Source organism: Proteus sp. fly-1008 (assembly GCF_040140305.1).
Classification (GTDB): Bacteria; Pseudomonadota; Gammaproteobacteria; order Enterobacterales; family Enterobacteriaceae; genus Proteus; species Proteus vulgaris_B.
In genome coordinates this window covers 232,749-256,579 of sequence record NZ_JBEEWH010000001.1, presented here as the reverse complement: position 1 = coordinate 256,579, position 23,831 = coordinate 232,749, and the positions used below count along the sequence as shown (strand labels likewise).

General features: G+C 36.6%; 18 protein-coding genes and 1 tRNA gene. 9 read left to right on the top strand and 10 right to left on the bottom strand.

Annotated features, from left to right (window positions below):
• Positions 1 to 144 precede the first annotated feature (144 nt).
• The gene (locus ABN256_RS01230; RefSeq protein WP_349438959.1) at positions 145 to 1,521 is read right to left on the bottom strand and encodes a hypothetical protein; all 1,377 of its coding nucleotides are present in this window, start codon (positions 1,519 to 1,521) and stop codon (positions 145 to 147) included.
• A 169-nt stretch (positions 1,522 to 1,690) separates the two neighbouring features.
• Between ABN256_RS01230 and ABN256_RS01225 the strand changes: the two genes are divergently transcribed.
• Together ABN256_RS01225 and ABN256_RS01220 are read left to right on the top strand one after the other, a co-directional pair.
• Entirely contained in the window at positions 1,691 to 3,250 is a 1,560-nt protein-coding gene (locus ABN256_RS01225) for a bifunctional metallophosphatase/5'-nucleotidase (RefSeq protein ID WP_196553052.1), read from the top strand.
• Between the two features lie 191 nt (positions 3,251 to 3,441).
• Positions 3,442 to 4,185, top strand: coding sequence for a DUF4184 family protein (locus ABN256_RS01220; protein ID WP_197269210.1), 744 nt, complete (start codon positions 3,442 to 3,444; stop codon positions 4,183 to 4,185).
• Positions 4,186 to 4,272: 87 nt separating this feature from the next.
• Here ABN256_RS01220 and mnmH read toward each other — a convergent pair whose 3' ends face one another.
• Complete coding sequence (gene mnmH / locus ABN256_RS01215) at positions 4,273 to 5,358, bottom strand: tRNA 2-selenouridine(34) synthase MnmH (protein WP_196553054.1); 1,086 nt, start codon at positions 5,356 to 5,358, stop codon at positions 4,273 to 4,275.
• A 349-nt stretch (positions 5,359 to 5,707) separates the two neighbouring features.
• Between mnmH and ABN256_RS01210 the strand changes: the two genes are divergently transcribed.
• From ABN256_RS01210 to ABN256_RS01200, 3 genes are all read left to right on the top strand, one after another.
• A tRNA-Arg gene (locus tag ABN256_RS01210) sits at positions 5,708 to 5,779 on the top strand.
• Between the two features lie 87 nt (positions 5,780 to 5,866).
• Entirely contained in the window at positions 5,867 to 8,179 is a 2,313-nt protein-coding gene (locus ABN256_RS01205) for a hypothetical protein (protein ID WP_349438958.1), read from the top strand.
• A gap of 100 nt (positions 8,180 to 8,279) precedes the next feature.
• Entirely contained in the window at positions 8,280 to 8,693 is a 414-nt protein-coding gene (locus ABN256_RS01200; protein WP_196553056.1) for a DUF6122 family protein, read from the top strand.
• 84 nt (positions 8,694 to 8,777) lie between these two features.
• Here ABN256_RS01200 and ABN256_RS01195 read toward each other — a convergent pair whose 3' ends face one another.
• Positions 8,778 to 9,254, bottom strand: coding sequence for a hypothetical protein (locus tag ABN256_RS01195; RefSeq protein WP_196553057.1), 477 nt, complete (start codon positions 9,252 to 9,254; stop codon positions 8,778 to 8,780).
• Positions 9,255 to 9,451: 197 nt separating this feature from the next.
• Between ABN256_RS01195 and yegD the strand changes: the two genes are divergently transcribed.
• The 3 genes from yegD (at position 9,452) to ABN256_RS01180 (ending at position 12,359) form a co-directional block, all read left to right on the top strand.
• Positions 9,452 to 10,804, top strand: a complete 1,353-nt coding sequence (gene yegD, locus ABN256_RS01190; protein ID WP_109408252.1) for a molecular chaperone — start codon at positions 9,452 to 9,454, stop codon at positions 10,802 to 10,804.
• 114 nt (positions 10,805 to 10,918) lie between these two features.
• Positions 10,919 to 11,944 (top strand): threonine aldolase family protein, encoded by a 1,026-nt coding sequence (locus ABN256_RS01185; RefSeq protein ID WP_349438957.1) that lies wholly within the window; start codon positions 10,919 to 10,921, stop codon positions 11,942 to 11,944.
• Positions 11,945 to 12,095: 151 nt separating this feature from the next.
• Positions 12,096 to 12,359 carry a YjbD family protein gene (locus tag ABN256_RS01180; protein WP_069369172.1) on the top strand — a complete coding sequence of 88 codons (264 nt, stop codon included), beginning with the start codon at positions 12,096 to 12,098 and terminating at the stop codon, positions 12,357 to 12,359.
• A gap of 168 nt (positions 12,360 to 12,527) precedes the next feature.
• On the opposite strand, the gene xylB is transcribed toward ABN256_RS01180, so the two are convergent.
• From xylB to ABN256_RS01160, 4 genes are all read right to left on the bottom strand, one after another.
• The gene (gene xylB / locus ABN256_RS01175) at positions 12,528 to 13,982 is read right to left on the bottom strand and encodes a xylulokinase (protein WP_349438956.1); all 1,455 of its coding nucleotides are present in this window, start codon (positions 13,980 to 13,982) and stop codon (positions 12,528 to 12,530) included.
• A gap of 75 nt (positions 13,983 to 14,057) precedes the next feature.
• Positions 14,058 to 15,374 (bottom strand): xylose isomerase, encoded by a 1,317-nt coding sequence (gene xylA / locus ABN256_RS01170; RefSeq protein ID WP_196553061.1) that lies wholly within the window; start codon positions 15,372 to 15,374, stop codon positions 14,058 to 14,060.
• Between the two features lie 10 nt (positions 15,375 to 15,384).
• The gene (gene nhaC / locus ABN256_RS01165; protein WP_196553062.1) at positions 15,385 to 16,860 is read right to left on the bottom strand and encodes a Na+/H+ antiporter NhaC; all 1,476 of its coding nucleotides are present in this window, start codon (positions 16,858 to 16,860) and stop codon (positions 15,385 to 15,387) included.
• Between the two features lie 6 nt (positions 16,861 to 16,866).
• Entirely contained in the window at positions 16,867 to 18,036 is a 1,170-nt protein-coding gene (locus ABN256_RS01160) for a MalY/PatB family protein (RefSeq protein WP_349438954.1), read from the bottom strand.
• A gap of 189 nt (positions 18,037 to 18,225) precedes the next feature.
• Here ABN256_RS01160 and ABN256_RS01155 point away from each other — a divergent pair, with 189 nt between their 5' ends.
• A complete protein-coding gene (locus tag ABN256_RS01155; protein ID WP_115349719.1) occupies positions 18,226 to 19,392 on the top strand; it encodes a XylR family transcriptional regulator in 1,167 nt (388 codons plus the stop codon).
• A 26-nt stretch (positions 19,393 to 19,418) separates the two neighbouring features.
• Here the strand turns inward: ABN256_RS01155 and ABN256_RS01150 are convergent, their stop codons facing one another.
• From ABN256_RS01150 to ABN256_RS01140, 3 genes are all read right to left on the bottom strand, one after another.
• The gene (locus ABN256_RS01150; protein ID WP_072068053.1) at positions 19,419 to 19,709 is read right to left on the bottom strand and encodes a VF530 family protein; all 291 of its coding nucleotides are present in this window, start codon (positions 19,707 to 19,709) and stop codon (positions 19,419 to 19,421) included.
• Positions 19,710 to 19,867: 158 nt separating this feature from the next.
• A complete protein-coding gene (locus ABN256_RS01145; protein WP_072068052.1) occupies positions 19,868 to 21,466 on the bottom strand; it encodes an MFS transporter in 1,599 nt (532 codons plus the stop codon).
• A gap of 64 nt (positions 21,467 to 21,530) precedes the next feature.
• Positions 21,531 to 23,399 (bottom strand): amidohydrolase family protein, encoded by a 1,869-nt coding sequence (locus ABN256_RS01140; protein WP_196553067.1) that lies wholly within the window; start codon positions 23,397 to 23,399, stop codon positions 21,531 to 21,533.
• Between the last annotated feature and the right edge of the window lie 432 nt (positions 23,400 to 23,831).

Sequence of the window (23,831 nt, the reverse complement as noted above, 5' to 3'; positions counted from 1 at the left end):
CACATTTCTTTATCTATTCTAAATATTGAAATAAAAAAATAACAACAGGCAAGGATTAAAGTAGTAAATCATTATTAAAAATAAATAGATAAATTTTAGATGTGAAAATACTTTGTTAAACACTTTTAATAAGGCGTCTTTATTTTAAGCAAATAGCGCTTCCAATGTTATCATTTCTTTTCTTAATCCTATTTTTTGTGCGGGCGTTTCGTTTTCATTGATAAGACAATAATTATAATAAAAGCTATAAATAGACAATAATAAACTTACTGTACTAGGCGATAATTTTCTTAAAAATACATCCGGAAACTTCTCTTTAAATGATTGAATAAACAAATGACTATAATCAAGAGAAGGAGCTATTTTAGTATAAAAGTTAATATCATCTGTTTTATTTAACCCTAAATTACATAGATAAAAAAGCTCTTGATTATCTTGAGATATAAACTCATACCATTTATTATTCCACCAACCCAATGTATAACTCCCTTTATAAGAAAAGTCAGTTGTTAAACGAGTTCCTTTTGAAACCACATAATAAAGGTTAGATTCTTTTCGCTTTATTTCTTTTCCATAGGCCACCATACACCCACCACGTATAAAACTATCATGATAAATAAAATGGTGTTGGATATTTATTGGTAGAACAAATTTTAATTTAAGAAAGTGAAAGTGAGATAAAACAACGGGTTCAATAATATGTTCAGAACAAATTTTTTCTGTATATTGAATTTGTCCAAAACTTTTTCTACTATTTATTTGTTCATATCGCATAATAATATTATCAAGTAATATACCTTGCGTATTATCTAGCATCTCTTTTTTAGTATTATTATGATATTGGCTGTCAGGACTCACGACAGCCTTACTCCAATTAACACTAGATAGAAAAACATAACCTGTATTAGAACAACAGGTTACAATCCCAAATAGCTCATTTGAAAAACCTTTTTTTGTATTATTTCGGCAATTCAAAGTAAATACATTTGTTTGTAAACTATAGATTTTGTTTCTATTCAAAGATTGTTCATATTTTCGTGTTTTTATTTCTAGCAATTGTTCAATTTTAGCTAATTTCCGATAAAACAGAGCGGGGGTAATATTTAAATTATTGATAATATAAGTTGGTGTTTGTGTTTGTAAAATAAGGAGGTCTATTATTTTATTATAAAGATGTTTTAAATCTATATTATTTTTAAGAGAGAAAACAGCATTACACTTTTTGCATTGATAACGTACTGTTCTTTTTGCGGTTTTTCCATAAAATATTTTCTCTGATGAATCACAATTTGGACAGTATTCATTGATATTTAAATTAAAAAAATCAATATAAGGATTTAATAATGTTTTTATATCTTCATTATTGATTAATACACTGCTACCACCACAACCATTACAATAAACAGCGGGAAAGCCCAATTTAAAAGAAGGGATGATATAAACATCTTCTATTACGTCAGCAAAATGTTCACAACTCTCTGTTTTGCATATATTAACATTGATTTCGTTTGTTATTTTCATCAGTTCTTATCATAAAAAACCAACACGAAACGATAATAACATAATTCAATCGGGTATATTGCTAACTTACTGTGATAGTTATCATACTTTTAATAACTCAGCTGTTATTAACTAGATATCGAACATCAACAACGTTATTTCAGTATTCTCATTATTACAGGATATTATTATGCATAAGCCTATTTTTATATTGCCTCTTTTAATTGGCACGTTATTAGGGAATTCTTCAGTTTTTGCTCAAGAAATTACCATTTATCACACTAACGATTTGCACGCGAATGCCGTTCCTTTTAAAGCTCCTTACGTTAGCCAAGATAGATTAGTTGGCGGTTTTGCCAATATTGCAACCATCGTTAAAGAGGCAAAAAAAGATAATCAAGGCGTCTTATTTTTTGATGCTGGTGATTATTTTACAGGACCTTATTTAAGCACCTTAACACAAGGTGAAGCCATTATTGATATCATGAATGAAATGTCTTTTGATGCTGCCTCCGTGGGAAATCATGAATTCGACCATGGTGTTGAAAATATGGTTACACAGCTTAATAAAGCGAAGTTCCCCGTACTTTTAGGTAATATTTTCTATGAAAATAATGGGAAAGCTGTTTGGGATAAACCGTATATTATAGTAGAAAAAGAAGGCGTTAAGTTTGGTGTAATAGGACTACACGGTAAATTTGCTTTCTATGATACTGTCAATAAAGATAAAAGAGAGGGTGTAGAAGCGAGAGACGAAGTTGAATACCTTAATAAATATCTTAATGAACTAAAAGGGAAAGTTGATATAACTGTATTACTGGTTCATGAAGGTGTTCCTGCAAGACAATCTAGCTTTGGCTCAGCAGATGTCACCCGTATGCTACAAAAAGATATTGAATTAGCACAGCAAGTAAAAGGGTTGGATATTTTAATTACTGGACATGCTCATGTGGGTACACCAGAACCTATTAAAGTAAATGATACGTTGATTGTTTCTACGGATGCTTATGGCATTAATGTGGGAAAATTAGTTTTAGATATCAATGATAAAACTAAAAAAATTGATAGCTATAAGGGCGAGTTAGTTAATATCTTTGCCGATGAACATAAACCTGATCCAGATACACAGAAAAAAATAGAAGCATGGACTAAAAAATTAGATGAAATTGCACAACAAAAAATTGGTAACGCCCATAATGAACTAACGCGCTCTTATGGTGGATCTTCTGAAATTGGTAATTTAATTACCGATGCTTTTTTAGTCACAGATAATCGAGCTCAAATTGCTTTTGTTAATAGTGGTGGTATTCGTAACGAGATCCATAAAGGAGATATTACGATCGGGGATATTATTAGTATGTTCCCATTCCCTGATGATTTAACTTACATGGAATTAAGTGGTAAAGATTTACGGGATTTAATGAATCACTCTGCAAATTTAACTAATGGTGTATTGCAGGCTTCTAGTGGTTTTGAAATGCAATATGATAGCTCTAAACCTGTTAACGAGCGTGTTGTTTCTGTTTCTATTAATGGAAAACAAGTTGAAGATAATGCTTACTATCCCATTATTGCTAATTCCTTCTTAGCAAGAGGCGGTGATGGTTTCACTGCCTTTACTCATGGCCAAAATACTAAAGATATTCCTAATACCAGTGCAGCAACGGCCGTTATTGAATATATTAAGCAAAAAGCCACTATCAACATGCCTAGAGAAGAACGAATTGTTGATATCTCCACAAAAAAGTAGTGTATAAATAACCAATAACCCATCATATAACGCCATTAATATTCTCACTATTTATGGCGTTTTTTGCATTAATTAATAAGAAGGTTTTTTATTAATCCAGCAGATCGCTGTGATATCAGATAAAACTTAACTCATCTGCTGATATACTCATGCTTATTTTGTTATTCACTTTGTTTTGTTGAGATATTCCTATGCCGTGGACTTTTTCACATCCTTCCATTGTTTTCCCGATAAAACAGTCCAGAATAGGCAAATATCTTAATTTACCTGCATTAATTGTGGGAAGCACTTCACCTGATTTACTCTATTCTTTTGGTTTATATCAATCAGCAACAACGGCTCATGATTTATTAGGCTGGTTTTATACTGCATTTCCTTTTTGTATCTTTGTTTTTATCTTAAATTACTTATTCAGAAATCCATTAAAATGTGTATCGCCCATACCTTTATATGATCCTTTAAAATTCAATATTCGAGCATTATGTCTATTTGTTTTATCCCTGTATATTGGTGCAGTAACACATATTGTATGGGATTCATTTACCCATGAAACAGGAACTGCAGTCAGATTTTTTTCTGTATTACAGGCTCAATTATTACAAGGAATGACAGACAGCCAAGAGATTGCTATTTATAAATTATTACAACATTTAGGCTCGGTGATAGGAGTACTTTATTTGTGTTGGAAATACATTCAATATCAGCGTAAACAAAACTATCTAACACAAAAAGAAAACCGTATTAAATTATATCGCTTAGTTGGGATCGGCTTTCTGTCTGGCTTGTGTGCTTTACCTTTAGCTTTGCAATTCTCAAATAAAGGACAGGGGATCAACATTAATCGATTTATTTTCTTAGAACTATCTTTAGCTGTGCCTTTTTTCTTTGGTTTAATGATAATCTTAGGGTTATGGTTATATCGAACTAAAACTTGACCAAATAAACTAAAAAAGCCCCGTAATATAAATTTATGGAGCTTTTCTTAGGTGTCCGTATTTAATACAGAAAATCTTAGCTATTTATTAGTTTTTAAACCACTGCATGACTTCTTCATAACTTCCTTGGTAAATAATTTTATCTACCTTTTTGCTTAATTGATAACGATACATAGGATCGTAATACTCTTTCAGCAAAGGAGTTAACCAAGTAAAGTGAACTTCAGTATTGGCTTCTTTTTTTTGTATTTCTAACGCGTTATCAAGTAATTGTGTTAATTCCGCAGCTCGTTGAGATCCCAATCGACGGCGGATAGCGAATAAACCATGATGTAAATAATCACTATAAGCTTGCCAGCCTTTATCTTCGCCATATGCCTCTAGAAAATCATGAGTCATACGATCAAAATACTCTGCTTTTAGACGCTCAATGCGTCGCTCTAAGGGATCATCAACAACAACGATTGATGCCTCAGCCATTTTTGCTCGCAAACATTCAGGTAATCCATTAGCTCCAATAGCACGGCCTTCATCTTCGAGTACCCATCTCGTATATTTTTGTGATTTTTTCAACATTTCAACACCAAGATGGTTTTCAAATGTAGCTTGAGGGAATTGATCTTCAACAGTACGGCCAAAAGAAGAACCTCGATGATGAGCAATACCTTCAAGATCAACACCTTCAGGTAATGAACGCACTAATGTCGTTTTTCCATTGCCAGTACATCCACCAATAAGGATAATAGGGCGCTGAACGAACTCATTGGTCATTTCAATAACAGCCTGTCTTAATGCCTTATATCCCCCTTCAATTAATGGGAAATCTATACCTGTGTCTTTAAGCCATTGCTGAACGATGTGAGAACGCATCCCACCACGAGCACAGCAGATATAACCATTGGGAAATTGCTCACAGGCTTCACGCCAAGCTACGATTCGCTTATCACGGATTTCACCGCTAACCAATTGATGTCCTAAATCGACCGCTTTTTGTGAGCCTTGTTGTTTATAACAAGTTCCCACAGCCGCGCGCTCTTCATCATTCATTAAAGGCAAATTAATCGCATTAGGGATCGAGCCTTGATTAAATTCAATAGGTGCACGCACATCAATAATAGGTGTGTTAGTAGCAAGAATATGTCGAATATTTTGAGCAGAAAACGCTGATTCCATAATAAAAATTGTTATATCTAGTCTGGCTGAAAGATTGACTACTATACTCTTAAGAACATGTGATGACACGCTCTGATCGTATGTTTTTATTAAATTATAGTGTGTTATTTCTAACCGAATAATTTTTTATAGAACAAAAAAATACATCACTGTCAGTAAATCCCGTGGCATATTCTTAAATTTTCACAGCAGCATTTTACCACTGCTTAATATTTCTATCTTCCGGTATCACTGACGTTAATTTAACTAATAGGGGTAATAATTTTTGCTTAAAATCATCCATAAAGATGTAAATAATAGGTATAATTTAGATGATATTTTTTGTTTATCACTTATAATCACAACGTATTCCAGAATAGCTCAGTGGTAGAGCATTTGGCTTCGGACCGAAAGGGCGCAGGTTCAACTCCTGCTTCTGGATCCCTCATTAATAATAATTTCTATTGCTTGATCCCTTTCAAAGCAATCAAAAACCACCTTGAATACCTCTCTTTATTTGGTGAATATCATGGCTGATAAACAAAACCTATTACCCATTGGACTTTCTTATGCACAATCGCAATTGGCTAAAGCGTTAAGCCAACCCGAGATAAATAACAATAAAGTTCAACAATGGGAAGCTGTCTTACACCAGATACTACAAGGGCAAGCCACTTATGGCAGTCGTACACCATTCGAAAACACACCTGCATGGATCACCCTTGAGGTTATAACAGGCGGATTCGCCACTGGTAATTGGTTGGCTGGGGGAGAAATAACATCTGAAGAGCAATACTTATTAGATAAACTGCAAATAAAAACCTCACCTGAAAATCAGCGATTAGCGTTAAATAGCTACTATTTAACTGATGAAGGAATGAATGTTCTTAATAAATGTTTAGATAATGAAAACTATCTTATTACGGTTCCTGAAGAGAGTGTTTTACTCACTGTTGCATGGTTGATCAGAAATAAAGCTCAAGCTTACGCAAGGGACTTGCTTGATATTATTTCGCCTTGGTTTTCAACATTAAGATTTTACCCTCGCATTGTCGAACAGCCTGTTATTTCAAGCAGTACAGTAAGAGTGCAAGATCTCGATATAACAATTTACGATCTTAAAAGAATAAAGCCCAATAAACGAGTATTAGCACAAAAAGAAGCGGTGACTATTTGGCATCCTTTTAAAATGAAAATGGTAGCGTTACTTTCAGAAATTGTTGATAAGTCATCGAGTAATACAATTACATCGTTATGGAGGCAATCGGCAAAAGATCTTATTGCTGAATATTCCAAATTACGTAAACAATATTTTCTTTGCAATAAACCTGTAAAAAATAAAGGTGACTTTGCAAAATTACGTATTGCTATTGAGCAGTTATCCTTTGAGAAGAATGAGTTAGATCTTCATCAAGCACAACATATTCGTATTTTATTACAACGTCATATCGAGAAGTATGGTGAACCAAACTCAGAGAAAAGCGATAAAATACAAAAAATAAAGCAAGGTGATGTACAAGCGCCATTACATTACACATTAAGTCGAGTCATTTTAAACCGACTTGATTGCTTAGATATTAATAATGGTTTTGATAATAAAGAAATCGCCACAGAGGCAATTTCTGAAAGTGAAGCAAATAAATTTAACTTAACACAAGGTTATCCTATTCCAAATATCATTACGTATAAAACAATGCGTAGTTTTAATACCACAGCAAGCCAGCTTGTCGAACAAAAATTAATTACTTCTTCAGAAGCGTTAAGTCATATTATTCCTCAAATTACAGCGGGTTTACGTGCCAATAGTCTATTAGATATTCCATTACGCCATCTTTACGAAAAAAACTATCGAGCATTTAAACAACGTCGCTCTTTGTTGTTATTAGATTTACAACATCAAGTACAACTAGAAGAGCTACCGTGGGTTACGATTATTGACAAGTTTCGTACAAAACAAATTTCCAATAAAACTATCTTTACGGAAGTATTAAATGAGTTTCTATTATTAAACTTTCGTTATTTTCCACAAACGCAGCTACCTAATCCTTTATTACAAGAATTAAATTCACTGACATCTGAAATAGATCCAAGCATTAAATGGAGTGAAGAACTTGCCGCAGATATCTTTATGGGAATGTTCAGTAAGAAGATCGCGAATATATTGGTAAAAAATGCTGATTCAATTTTACCTTACAGCCTGTACTCACAATATTATAAAGTTGATTATTTACTGTTGAAGCATGAATTACTCACCGCTTTATCGTCAGTAAATACACAAGGGAGCGACCCTTATGCGACATCTCGCGTGATTTTAAAATGGTGTGAGGATAGAACAAATGAAAAATTTGGCTCTTATTCGCCAGCAATAAATGGGGAATTACTTGAACAATCCTACATATTAACAACCCATAATCTTAGTACTATTTTTAATGTGCTTGGCCTTGCTGACAAATTAAAACCATTCTTGCTTGATATGTGTAAACAATGTGTACAAGTCATCAATCGCTATTTACAGGCTCCTTATCGTGGTTATCATGCATCATTAATCATAATAAAAAATGCAGCTTATGCATGGCGACAATGTGTTTTTTACCTCTCGTATTTATCACAAGAAGAACTACAACAATTTGTCTTATGGGCAGAGAATTATATTGATACCCAATCTCAATATTTCAAAACACTATTTATGCCAATTTGGAATGGGCTAATGAGCGTAATAAATACGCCAAATGACTATAATTATGATGATAAAACATCACATCTTATTTTTTATGGTTGGTCTAAAAAACATTGGATGATGAAGACTATTTTAAAAGCCAATGGTGAAGAAATTTGTGAATAAACTTGAGATATACATCGAAATTAAAGAGGCAAATAGACTGAACGGTTCTTTTGCCTGTTTACTCTGTATAACATTATCTATGATTAGTTTAGAGGCTTAAGTGATATTTGAGATTTTTAGAACACTTTTACATTACAGCTTACATTTTTTAGCGCCTATTCTATTAGGCTATCTTTTCTGGCGTAAGAATTGGAAGATAGCCTCACTGCTTATGATTGGAACAATGGCTATTGATATTGACCATTTGTTAGCAACCCCTATTTTTGATCCCAATCGTTGTAGCGTGGGTTTTCATCCATTACACACGGTTTGGGCCGCTTTGGTTTATTTTGGTATATGGTTTTTACCCTCATGGAAATTAAAAGCGATTGCAATAGGATGTTTATTTCATTTATTTACCGACTCGGTTGACTGCTATTTAGGTGGATTAAAACCCAATCTAACAATAACGATGAATTGTGATAAAAATTATTTTATCTCCGATTTCAGTAATAACTTTATTAGTCAAAAATAGAAAAGGGGTAAATCTCCCTTTGTTTTTGTTACTTAGCAATTCGGTGTTAATAGCAACTACCAACGCAACATTGAAAGAAAGAGATCATAATAAACGGTTATCATCACCGAAAAAGTCACTGGCTAACCACTGCGTTACGGTTTTAGCATTAACTTGATTCGATTGTAGTTTTTCAATCGCAAAATATTCAGGGAATGAAGCATCTGATTCATCATACTCTTTTTCGAGTTGTTCTAATTTAGAGAGTGCGTTTTCATAGTTATCAAAAATAGCTTCAATATCTCGATAAATCTGACCAAAACCTTCACTAAAACGTGAAATAACATAATAAAAATCTGAAAGAGGGATATCGCAACTAAAACTGCTTAATTTCACTTCTTCAACTTCGATCCATCTGTCTTTTTCAGTGAGTACTTTAACTTGGTTTTCTTCGTTTTGATTATCTTTAATGAAAGTCATTTTTGCTTTTTCAGCAACATCTCTGTTATCAAAAGCCCCTAAAATAAAATCAGGGCCTTCATAACCAGATATACCTATAATGCATAAATAAATTATCTTCATATTTTTTATACCTTCTCGTAAAAATCTCTAATTGTTTTATAACCATATTAATTTTATTAAAAATATTATAAGCCACTCATACAGTAAATCACTTGTCTCATTGACGCTCTTTTTGACTTTATAATCTGGTGGTAATTGCAAAAATCTTGATGTAGAGTGCTCAGTCTTTTTTTAATGAAGTCTATTGGGGAGGCTGAATGTTTATAGGCTTTGATTACGGAACATCGAATTGTTCTGTTGCAATCATGAAAGAAGGAAAACCGACTCTTTTGCCTTTAGAAGGTAATGATGTCTATATTCCATCGACCCTTTGTGCGCCAACCCGTGAATCTGTTTCTGAGCACTTATTTCGCCATTTAAATATAAAACCTTCCAGTGAAATTGGCGAACAATTACTAAGAAAGTCGATTGCGTTTAATCGAGAAGAAGATATTGAATTAGTACCTGAAGATATTCTTTTCGGACAATCTGCACTAAGTTTGTATCTACGTGATCCGCGCGATGTCTATTACGTTAAATCACCTAAATCTTTTTTAGGGGCTTCGGGCCTACATGATATACAAATTAGCTTCTTTGAAGATTTAGTGTGCGCCATGATGGCGAATATTAAACACCAAGCAGAAAAAAGCACACAAGAAGCAATTACAGATACCGTTATTGGTAAACCAATTAACTTTAATGGGTTAGGTGGTGAAACTTCAAATAAACAAGCTGAAAGTATTCTTATCCGCGCGGCTAAAAGAGCTGGCTTTAAGAATATTATGTTTGAATTTGAACCTGTGGCAGCTGGACTTGAATATGAATCTACCTTAAATAAAGACCAAACAGTACTAGTTGTTGATATTGGCGGTGGTACAACAGATTGTTCATTAATTCAGATGGGGCCAAGTTATCAAGGTAAAACTGATCGTTCAAACACCTTACTTGCCCATAGTGGACAACGTGTTGGTGGTAATGATCTTGATATTTATCTTGCTTTTAAACAACTTATGCCTTTATTCGGTATGACAGGATTAACTTCTTCTGGTATTAAATTACCGCTGAAACAATTCTGGGATCCTATTGCGATTAATAATGTCGAAGCGCAAAAAGATTTTTATTCTCGTCAAAATTTAGCTGCATTAAATCAGCTTAGACGAGATGCGAAAGAACCTGAAAAAATAGCTCGCCTAATCGAAGTGTATAATGAAACACTGGGTTATAGCATTGTTCGACGTGCTGAAGAGGCTAAAATTGCCTTATCAGATTCTCCTGAATATATTGCTAATATCGCCTTGTTAAGTGAAACATTAGAATGCACCATTGAACGTGAACAAATGGTGGAGTCGATAGAATCCCCTAAAAGTAAAATGATTGAATTAGTTAATGATGCAGTTCAACAAGGGGGAATAAAACCGGACGCTATCTTTATGACAGGTGGTTCAGCGCGTTCACCGATTTTATGCCAAGCAATAGAACAACAATTACCTAATATCCCTATTGTGAAAGGGAATGATTTTGGATCGGTTACCGCAGGATTAGCCCGTTGGGGTGAGGTCTGCTTTAAATAACTTACTTTTTCAAGATATTAAAGCGCTTTACATTTAATCGGTGTATTGATTAGATGTGGAGCGCTTTTATTTATAAAACACAATAAAAAAACACAACATTCGATAGGAGAACACATGTACCGCTTCCAAAATGATTATAATGAAATTGCACATCCTGCGGTCATGAAAGCAATCACTGATACAGTAGGTCAACGCTATGATGGATATGGCATGGATACACTTTGTCACCAAGCCGCTGAACTCATTAAACAGCGTATTCAACAGCCTGATGTGGATATTCACTTTTTTAATGGTGGAACTATCACCAATTTAACCGCGGTTTCTCATTTTTTACGTCCACACCAAGCTGTTATTTCTGTGAGTACAGGGCATATTGCAACGCATGAAACAGGGGCTATTGAAGCAACAGGGCATAAAGTTATCACCACATTTTCGGCTGATGGTAAATTATCCCCGGCACTGTTAAAACCTATTCTTGCTGAACATAACGATGAACATTGGGTTCAACCTAAGCTTGTTTATATTACCAATGCCACCGAAATTGGTACGGTTTATCGCAAAACAGAATTACAAGCGCTACGTGATTTCTGTAACGAAAATAATTTGTGGTTGTACCTTGATGGTGCGCGTTTAGCGACAGGGCTTATGTCTGCACAAAGTGATCTGACTATTGAAGATATCGCCAGCTTAACCGATGCTTTTTATATTGGTGGTACTAAAATTGGTGCCATGTCAGCGGAAACCTTAGTGATTTGTCATCCTACATTGAAAACTGACTTTCGTTTTAGCTTGAAACAAAAGGGTGGATTACAAGCAAAAGGCTGGTTATTAGGCGCGCAATTTGAAGCTTTATTTAAAGATGATCTCTATTTTAAATTAGGTAAACACCTTAATGAAATGGCATCACAATTAACTGAATTTTTCACTGTACAAGGTTTTGAATTTTTAGCACCGCCAGAATCTAACCAAGTTTTTGTTATTCTACCAAATGCGATTGCGGAAAAATTAACTCAACAATTTGTTTTTCATCGTGTATTACTTGAAGATCCTAACTTGAGTTGTTTACGCCTTTGTACTTCTTGGGCAACAACACAACAAGATATTGATGGATTTAAAGCTGCATTTCTTCAATTAGTTTAATTTTTTGTTTATGCATTACGCACTTATTCAGGCGTAATGCATTTTTAATGAAATAAGAGATTAATTACCCCAATTTTAAATATAATGATGGAGAGGTACCTTAATAATGTTATATTAATATCTCCTCACTCAACATAGGTAGGGTAATAGAATGAAGAAACTGACACTCCAAGAAATGACAGATGCCCAACAAATGCGAGTAAGAACCCGAATAGCTCAAGAAAAAAAGAAGTTCGGACGTGAATTAACTAATGCTGAAATGAACAGAACCAAAGATTCCATTATTACCGAAATCTCCCTCGAAGTTGAAAAAGCCACCAAAAAAGCACAAGCCCTCAAGAAAAAACAGAAATTAGCCCCTAGTGATGAAACTTATAGTTGGTCAGCCAAAAACCATCGTAGTGGCTATCGTTAATTTTTTGCCTTGCTAGTAAGCTCAATTACTAGCAAGGAATTACTTTAAAGATTGTTTTTTTCAATTAACTACTTTATTTTTTCTGTAGCCATATCTCTAAATAAGAAGAGATAAAACCACTCTTTATTGAGTGGCTTTAGGTATTTCCCTGATATTGACGCAATATTGCTATATTTCCATTGTATTAATTAATGAATATAGCTTTTTAAAAGCATGATATTTTTTCTCGTATGTTTTATGTTTTTCTAAATTGGGTATATGACGTTTTTCAAGCTTAGGTTGAGAAAGAATAACTTGTGATGAATGAGCGGGGTTTACTGCTAATTGTGCAAGTCTTGCTGCACCAAGCGCAGGGCCAACATCACCACCTTGACGATAATCGAGATTTTTCCCTGTAATATCTGCAAGCAGCTGTCGCCAATATTCACTTCTGGCACCACCGCCAATTAACGTAATGCTATCAGCTAATTGCCCTGCATTATCAGCAACTTCAATCCCTTGTCGTAATGCAAAACTCACACCTTCAAGAACAGCTTGACATAAATCAGCTCGTTGATGTTCATGGGTTAATCCCCAAAATACGCCTTTGGCATCAGGGTTGTTATAAGGTGTTCGTTCCCCTGAAAGATAAGGTAAAAAGAGTAGAGGGCTATCCGCAAAAGTGGCGTGTTTAATGTCTTCAAACATCGCACTCACACTCTCAACTCCTGTCAATTGACACACCCAATCAAGACATGATGCCGCACTTAACATCACTGACATTAAATGCCATGTATTGGGTAATGCGTGACAAAAACTGTGCACTGCATTATTGCTATTTTGTAGAAACTGCTCACTTACCACAAAATAAACCCCTGACGTACCTAAAGAGAGCATTGCTTGACCGGGTTGATAAACCCCAACACCGATTGCCCCCGCGGCATTATCACCGCCACCAGCAATAATAGGTACTTGCTTCATATGCCATTTTTTAGCCACATCAGCTAATAGGTAACCGGTGATTTGATTACCTTCAAACAATGTTGGCATCTGTCGGCGAGTTAATCCTGTTGCACCTAAAAGTTCATCACTCCAATCACGCTTTTGCATATCCAACCAAAGCGTACCTGCCGCATCTGACATATCACTGGCAAAATTACCACTCATCTTCCAGCGCAAAAAATCTTTCGGTAATAAAATATGTGCAACACGTTGAAAAATGGCGGGTTCATTTTCAGCAACCCACTGTAATTTAGGTGCCGTAAACCCTGGCATCACTAAATTACCAGTGATTTTCTTAAACTGGGGAAATTGTGTTTCAAGTGCTTGGCACTGTTTAAAACTACGACCATCGTTCCATAATATCGCAGGGCGTAGAACCGCTTGTTGAGCATCAAGCAAAACAGCACCATGCATTTGTCCGCTTAATCCAATTGCCTCTATTTGTTCCATCGGATAACTGTGTCCAAGCTGGAGAATAGCTTCTTCCGTTGCTTGCCACCATTGCTGTGGATCTTGTTCTGACCATTGAGGGTGAGGGCGTGATATTGCTAAAGCAACCGAATAACTTGTGACAACGTCACCACTTTCATTCATGATGATCGCTTTAACGCTTGATGTGCCTAAATCTAGCCCTAAATACATGAAGTTACCTCATGATGTTTATCTAATTATTAAACACAGCGGAAAATCCGCTGTGTTATTAGCATTATGATGCGATTATCCAAAAATATAGCGATTCACTAAGCTTTCTAACATTTCTTGGCGTCCACTTTGTAACTGTGGCGCTAAGGTATTGCTTTGTGCATGTTTCGCCACATCTTCAAGGCTTAATTTACCTTGTAGGATATTTTGGCCAAATTCAGCACTCCAACCTGAATAGCGCTGTGCCGTGAATTTATCAAGACCACCATCTTGGATCATTTTTGCCGCAATACGTAATGCCATTGCCATTGTATCCATTCCTGAAATATGTCCGTAGAATAGGTCATATTTATCATTGCTTTGGCGACGAACCTTAGCATCAAAGTTTAATCCACCTGTCGTAAAGCCACCTGATTTAAGAATTTCATACATGACCAGTGCATTTTCTTCTACGCTATTTGGGAATTGGTCTGTATCCCAACCTAATTGAGGATCACCACGGTTAGCATCAACAGAGCCTAAAATGCCTAACGCAATTGCAGTAGCAATTTCATGGTGGAAGCTATGGCCTGCTAATGTTGCGTGGTTTGCTTCAATGTTTACTTTCACTTCTTTTTCAAGACCAAACTGTTTTAAGAAGCCATAAACGGTTGCCGTGTCATAATCATACTGATGTTTTGTTGGCTCTTGAGGTTTTGGCTCAATCAGTAATGTACCTTGGAAACCAATTTTGTGTTTATGCTCTACCACCATCTGCATAAAGCGACCAATTTGCTCTCTTTCTTGACGTAAATCGGTATTTAGCAGGGTTTCATAACCTTCACGTCCCCCCCATAATACATAGTTTTCACCACCCAGTGTTTTTGTCGCTTTCATCGCTTCACACACTTGTGTTGCAGCCCATGCAAAAACATCAGGATCAGGGTTTGTTGCTGCACCTGCGCCATAGCGAGGGTTAGTGAAGCAGTTCGCAGTTCCCCATAGTAATTTAACGTTAGTTTCTTCTTGTTTTTTCGCTAATACGTCGGTGATCGCCGCCATATTAGAAACATATTCATTGATGTTATTCCCTTCAGAAATCACATCAACATCATGAAAACAATAGAAAGGAACATTAAGCTTATGAAAGAATTCAAAGGCCACATCTGCTTTACGTTTTGCTTGCTCTAATGCTTCACCTGGTGTTTGCCATGGTCTATCAAAAGTACCGATACCGAACATATCAGAACCATTCCAGCAGAAGTTATGCCAATAACAAGCTGCAAATCTTAGGTGATCTTCCATTCGTTTACCCAAAATAATTTCATCAGGATCATAGTAACGAAACGCTAATGGGTTATCGCTTGTTGTGCCTTCATATTGAATTTGTTCAATTTTATCAAAGTAAGACATGGAACCGTCCTTATTTAGTATCAAGTTGTAATTCTGAATGTGATCCAAGCTCAGCAGTCATTTCTTCCTGCTCTTCTGGTGTTAATTTGGCAATGCCAAAGCCCGTAAAACCCCACAGCATGGCAAAGAAGATGCCACTCCAGCACAATACAGCCCAAGGTAAGTAACTTAAGGTTGCAACACCTAACGTACCCGCCATATAAGCACCTGCGGCAGTCCACGGTAAAATAGGTTCAAAGATAGTGGCGGAGTCTTCTACAGTACGCGCCAGGTTTTTAGGATGTAATCCTCGTTCAATATAGGCACCACGTAACATTTCGATAGGAATAAGGATTGAGATTTGTCCATTACAGGTCACGCCAATCATGGTGAGTCCGCAAGCAATCGTTGCCATGATCATAGAGCCTGTTGAATGCACCATTTTTAATAGGGCATGGACAATGACTTCTAACGCGCCACTTAACGATAAAGTACCAGCAAAAGAGAGGGCGCAGAAACAGATAAGCAGAGTGCTCATCATGGAGTTCATGCCACCACGATTTAGCAAATTACCTAACAATTCAGGAACTTCTTTACCTTGGATCATCGAGACATTGAAGCCATCAACCGCACTTTTTACGATGTCATGTAAACCAAAACCTTGAATAAGATAAGCATTTAGCATTGCAATTGCAGCAGAAGCTAACATCACTGGGATAGTGGGTTTTTTTGTTACTGAACCATATAAAATCACTAATACTGGAATGAGAAGAATAAGGTTGAAGTTATAAACATTCTCAAGGCCATTTGTTATTAATGTCACTTTTTCTGGTACACCTTGACCCGCTAAATCGCCATTCATGCCATAAACAGTCATCACAATTGCCGTTAAAATCAACGAAGGCAGTGTGGTATAAAGTAAGTGCCAAATATGTTGATAAAGGTCGATCCTTGCTGCCATTGCGGCAAGGTTAGTATCACCTGATAACGGTGAAAGCTTGTCACCAAAATAGGCTCCCGCGACTACGGCGCCGGCTGTTGCTGCAAGGTTTGCATCCATACCTACGGCAACACCCATAAATGCAACACCTATGGTTCCTGCTGAACCCCATGATGTTCCCGTACAGACCGACACCAATGACGTGACCAGTAATGCTGTAACATATAGCATTTCTGGGCTGATCATTTTTAAACCGTAATAGATCATCAAAGGAATGGTGCCACCAATCATCCATGTGCCTATTAACAAGCCCACACTGATTAAAATCAGCAATGCTGGCATAGTTTTAGCAATCTTTTGTGAGATAGCAGTTAAGATCTCCTCATAGCGATATCCCAACCGTTTTACTAACAGTGCAGCCACAACGGTCGAAAGCACCATTAATGGTTCTGGTGGTAAATCAAAAGCGGCGTAGCCTCCTCCTAATAACACCACCATAGTGAGAATAGGAAAGAGCGATTCAAGAAGCGTAGGTGTTCTTGGGCTGTTTATCGTTTGCGTTTTCATTGTAATTTATTCCAAACTGGCGTGAGGTAAGGTACGAATAAGCCGAGTGAAAACGGTTTCTAATATTGAACGAGGTGTCGCGATATTAATGCGGAAAAAACCATCCCCAACCGCACCAAAACCGCGCCCCCAACTCATTTCCACTTCGGCTAATGAAACAAACCAATGTTTTAGTTGTTCTTCAGTTAATTGCATTTTTTGGTAATTAATCCATAGCATGTAGGTGCCATGACTTTGTGTGACAACCCAATCGGGAAAGTGACGTTCACATTGTTCTTTTACCCAACGTCGGTTATCAGCAAGGTACGTTTTTAATTCACCAAGCCATTGTTGGCCTTGTAAGGTATAAGCTTGTAAAAAAGCGGGAACAGAAAAATATCCTGGATTATGAATACCAGCAGCAATCAAGCACTGTTTGAATTTTTCACGATACTCGGGGTTAGCAATCACAATATTCGCTATCTCTAGCCCCGCTAAATTGAAGGTTTTCGCTGGAGATGTACAAATAAAAGAGTGCTGTTCTACATAGGTGTTTAAAGATGAAATAGGATGATAGAGAGCATCATCAAAAACAAAATCTGCGTGCACATCATCAGAAATAATAAAGACCTGATATTTCTGTGCAAGCTTCGCTATTTTTATTAAGTCATCTTTTTGCCATACCGTACCTGTTGGGTTATGAGGTGAGAGTAAAATAAAACAGGCAGACTGTTTAAACTTACTTTCAAGATCATCAAAATCAACTTCATAATACCCATCCCGATAAATTAACGGGCTTTCTAATAGCTCGCGGTTATTTACACAAACAGCATTGCTAATAGGGTGATAAGCTGGAGATAGCGTTGTGACTTTATCGCCTATTTGTGTGAAATTCTGGATATAAAGTGAAACGGCTTGTATAACGCGAGGACAAAACACAATCGTCTCTGGGGCAACTATCCATTGATATTGGCTTTTAAACCAATTAGCGGCAACGTTATTCCAATCATGGCTAAGATCGGTATAGCCATAAATTCCCTTGTGATTAAATTCAGCAAGTTTGTTTGTAATAAAATCAGGCGCAGCAATTTCCATATCTGCAACAGATAATGGAATAACATTGGCGTTACTATTACACCATTTTGCGCTATAGGTATTTTGCCTAGAAATTAATTTATTAAAGTTATTCTGATACATGAAAAATCTCCTCGGCAATCGTGTTTAAAAACAAAATACTCGTTGTTCTTAACATTGGTTATTCCTATTTTTTACTTTGCTATTACGAAATTTGGCTTGTGTGATAGTAATCACATAGCGATGAAAGCAAGTTCTTACAAAATTAAAGCTATGGTTTAATGCCAGCCTTGGGGGAATAGGTAAACGAAGATGAAAAAAGATACATACTTTCGTATTGTGTTGTTATTCAATGCTAATAAAGTGTATGACCGTCAAGTGGTTGAGGGGGTTGGAGAATATCTTCAGGCCTCACAGTGCCATTGGGATGTCTTTATTGAAGAGGATTTCCGTACTCGACTGGATAATATTAACCACTGGGTTTGTGACGGGATTATTGCAGATTTTGACGATCCAATTATTGCTAAGCATTTAAGCCAATCATCGTTAGCAGTAATTGGTGTAGGTGGATCTTATCATCAAGAAAAAAATTATCCTCCCGTACCTTATATCGCCACCGATAATTATGAATTAGTTCAACAAGCCTTTTTACATTTAAAACAGAAAGGGCTTAAGCATTTTGCTTTTTATGGTCTACCCGCCAAAGATCACCCTCATTGGTCTAATGAACGAGAGCACGCTTTTCGCCAATTAGTCACCAGTGAAAAATATCCAGGTATTGTTTATAACGGCATGGATATTACACAAGAAAACTGGCAACACGCGCAAAATCGTTTATCTGACTGGATACAAACTTTACCACCACAAACAGGAATTATTGCTGTCACCGACGCAAGGGCGCGTCATTTATTACAAGTATGCGACAATTTAAACATTAATGTACCTGAAGAAATAAGCATTATCGGAATCGATGATGAAGATATGACACGCTATTTATCCCGTATTGCATTATCTTCTGTTGTGCAAGGTTCACGGCAAATGGGATATTTAGCCGCAAAATTATTACATCAAACCCTAGATGGGCATGTAACAGATAAACAGCAAAGAATATTAGTTCCCCCCGTTAAAATTGTTGAACGGCGCTCAACTGATTTTCACTCATTTAACGATCCCACCGTTGTTCAAGCTATGCATTATATTTATTACAATGCCTGTAAAGGGATAAAAACAGAACAAGTTTTAGATGCAGTTAATATGTCGCGTTCTAATTTAGAGCAACGGTTTAAAAAGGAAATTGGCAAGACAATTCATACGGTTATTTATGAGGAAAAACTCAAACGCGCTCAAAATTTATTAGCCACCACAACACTTGCGATACAAGAAATATCCGTGATGTGTGGCTATCCGTCATTGCAATATTTTTATTCTATCTTTAAAAAAGAATTTGGTATGACGCCGAAAGAGTTTAGGGATGAGTGAGAAAATATAACAATAAAATAAAACACTTATCGCTTTCTACTATTCGCCCACGGATCACAATCAGGACTATCGATAACTTCAATCACATCATCAATATCGGCTTCAAGAGAATCTAGGTAAAGCGCTTCTACTTCAGCACGTGCCCAAGGGGTTCTACGCAAGAATTTCAAACTTGATTTCACGCTAGGATCACTTCTAAAGCAGTTAATCTTGATAAGTTGACCTAATTTAGCCCAACCATATTTAGCCACCAGCGCATTTACTTGCATTTCAAGAGTGACGCCATGTAGCGGATCTTTAGAAATATGTCCTGTCATGATTTTCTCAAATACGTATTATTAATTTCAAGGTAAGAAGCGGTGCAGAGTACAAGAAAGTAAGATGAGAGGCAATGAAAGGATAGAAAACATAAAACCTCTCACACACCTTATTGATCGAAATAAATACAAATAAGGTGTATGAGTAGTTAATGTGGTTATTTTTTTGGCGAAAAAGCAGAAAAAGCGTGTGTTACTTTTTTGGCACTGATTATTTTATCTAATTGTTGTTGCAATTGTTTATCGTCCATTGTCGCGCGATCATGTTGACGAAGATGCTCAGCCCAAGAAGCCACCATAAAAGTTTCCATATATGATTGAGTGTTATTTTCCGTAATAGCATCAGATGAAACAAACAACCCCCATGAATAACCGCCATCTCTTAAACGAACTGTTTTTAGTCGATTCATTAAACTGAGAAATTGCTCACTGTGAATTGCTTCAATTTGATAATTTACAGTAATTAACACAGGGCCTTTATCCGTTGTGATCTCAATAAGTCCATCATCAAGAATAAAGTGTTCTGAATGCTGTAAATTGATGTTGTCATGTTCTAATTTGACACGCAAAACACATAACCAAACTAAAATAATTCCAACCGTTGCACACAGCAAAGCTATCGTTACTGAAGTATGTGAAGCAATTTGCCCCCAAACAAGAGAGCCTAATGCCATTGAGCCAGAAAATACGGTTAAATAAAGTGCTAGACCTCTCGCACGAACCCAATTAGGCAAGGCTGTCTGTGCAGAGACCATTAATGTGGAAAGGGTGATTATCCAGCTAAATCCAGCGAGCATACTAGCGAAAATAGCAAGATATTTTGAAGTCGCACTGGCGAAAATAAATAACACCAACGCTGTACCCACGGTGCCAATAGCAATCAATGTGCTGGTACTCAATTTTTCACGCAATGTTGATAAACTAAATGCGCCAATCACAGCACCAATACCAATGCTAGTTGTTAGTAAACCATATAATGTCGCGTCACCGTGTAGTGAAACTCGGGCGACTAGCGGTAACATTGCCCAATAAGCACTCGCAAAAATAAAAAAGCTGGCCGCTCTTATAATCGTTTTTATCAGAGCAGGGCTATAACGCGCATAGCGTAAACCGGAGATCATCGCGGCAACAACAGATTCAGCGGGGAGTTTTTCCTCTTCTTTTTTCTCACCTTCCCACCACCAGACAGCAAGAATAATGGCGATAAAGCTCAAGGCATTAAGTAAAAAGGGTAAATAAAGACCAACTTGAGAAATCAAAATACCTGCAAGTGCTGGGCCTATTGCACGGCTGATATTAATTCCCATACTGTTTAAGGCAATACCTGACTTTAATTCATGGGGCTCAACAATACTTGGTACAATCGCTTGCCATGCAGGGCCTAAAAACGCCGCGCCAGAACCCAAAACAAAGGTAATTAATAATAACCAGCCAATACTGATAACGTCGAAATACACAAGAACCGCTAATAATGAAGCGGCACAGAGCATCAAAATATTGACGAAAATAAGCAATTTTCGTTTATCAAAAATATCAGCAATGGCTCCAGCTGGGAGTGCCAATAAGAAAACAGGTAATGTTGTCATGGCTTGAATAGCTGCAATCATAACGGGATCAGGGCTTAGGTTTGTCATCAACCAACCGGCACCCACATCATTCATCCAAGTCCCAATATTAGAAAATAGCGTTGCCATCCATAATACGAAAAAAATACGATTACGTAAGGGCGACCACGCGGAAGTACGTTGCGTTGCCATAGTCTCATCTCTCTTTATTTGAGATGGCCAGTAAATAATTACCGACCATCGTTATTATAAAATATTAAAATGCAAAGCAAGAGCAACCTAAAGCGCCCCAAAATGCATTATCATCTGAAACAGGAATAGATGATTGACGAGCGATATCATGTTGATGTCCATGAACATGACAAGCACCACAGCATTGATGTAACTGATTTAAAACCGCAGCTTTTGTCTCTTGTTGTAAGTAAGAATAATGACCTGGGACTTTGATCACAGGCGACCAATCCGGCAATACCGGAATAGATGGCGGTGTTAACGATGAGAATGCACCATTTGCATACACGATCTTGCCATCTACTACCGTTAAAAGTGATTCAATCGCTTTGATCTCGTTTTCTGGTACTCGAAAATAATCAGCAGAAAGGGCGATAAAGTCGGCAAGTTGACCTGCTTTAATTTGACCTTTTTTACCTTGTTCATTAGAGAACCATGAACTCCCCATAGTCCAAAGCATTAAGGCAGTATCTCTGTCTAAACGATTATCACCATCATACATTTGCATACCACCCACAGTACGCCCCGAAACTAACCAATAAAGCGCTGTCCACGGATTGTAACTAGCAACACGAGTTGCATCTGTACCTAATCCAACTGGGACTTGTGCATTTAGCATTTTGGCGACAGGCGGTGTTTGTTTCAGTGCTTTTGTGCCATAGCGTTGTGCAAAATATTCACCTTGGAATGCCATACGATGTTGAATTGCTAATCCACCGCCAAGCGCTTTAACACGTTCAATATTTTTCTCACTGATGGTTTCAGCATGATCGAAAAACCAATGTAGTCCATCGAAAGGAATATCTTTATTTACTTTTTCAAAGACATCTAACATTCGGCTAATGGATCCGTTATAAGTGGCATGTAAACGAAATGGCCAGCGATGTTCAACTAAGTGACGGATCACTTTTTCTAATTCAGCTTCCATATTTTCAGGAAGATCAGGTCTTGGCTGTAAAAAATCTTCAAAATCAGCCGCAGAAAAAACCAACATTTCACCTGCGCCGTTATGACGATAAAAATCACTACCATCACCGGGTGATACCATTGATGTCCATTGTTGGAAATCTTCAAATTCTTGTTTTGGCCTTTGGGTAAATAAGTTATAAGCAATACGAATAGTTAATTGATTATTCTTAGCGAGCTCATCAACAACTTGATAATCTTCAGGATAATTTTGAAAACCACCCCCTGCATCAATGGCGCTAGTTACACCAAGACGATTCAATTCTCTCATAAATTGGCGAGTTGAATTGACTTGATATTCAAGAGGTAATTTAGGGCCTTTTGCTAATGCAGAATAGAGCAACATAGCGTTAGGTTTTGCTATCAACAATCCGGTAGGGTTGCCATGTTCATCACGCTGAATTTCACCACCCGGTGGGTTTGGTGTCTCTTTGGTATAACCAATCGCACGCAGTGCCGCTTTATTTAACAATGCACTGTCATAGAGGTGTAATACAAAAACTGGCGTATCAGGAGAAACCGCATTAATTTCGTCTAGCGTTGGCATACGACGCTCTGCAAATTGAAACTCGCTCCAGCCACCAACAACACGTACCCATTGTGGTGACGGTGTCACTTGTGCTTGAGCCTTTAACATATCAAGGGCAATAGACAAAGAGGGCACGCCTTCCCACCGTAATTCTAGATTGTAGTTTAATCCACCACGAATGAGGTGCAGGTGTGAGTCATTAAGCCCAGGAATAATAACGTGGTTTTCTAGATCAATGATTTTTGTTTCTGCATTTTGAAACTGCATCGCTTCATCATTTGAGCCAATAAAAAGAAATTTACCTTGATAGATAGCTATCGCTTGAGCAATAGGATTCTCTCTATCAAGAGTATGGATCTCACCATTGATAAATATTTCAGACGCGAAAGTTTTATTCATGATTTTTGATTTCCTATTTAAAAGGAATTAACCCTTTGTTAAATAAAAGGCGTGAGCGTACCGTGCTTTATTCGTAATACAGATAACTATTTATTTTTAAAATAAATTAAAGATATGAAGGTGAGTTTTTTATATTTATTCCAGCAGGTTTATTAAATTGTAGCTTAAGTTTATTTCATTACCATTTAAAACATTTGCTTTAAGGGAACAAAAAAAATGAACAAGATAGAAATGAGGTAATTGATTGATATTTAATTAAATACCTATCATTTACAATCTATTCATTTGGAGCTATCAATGTAGGATAAGCATTCACAATCTAATACCGTTATCGATTTGTTCTTTAATGTAATCGCTTTAATACTCACTAAATATGCTAAAGCGCGGTTTAATTGTCTGGTTGAAATCCACAGTATTGCCGCTAATGGATCT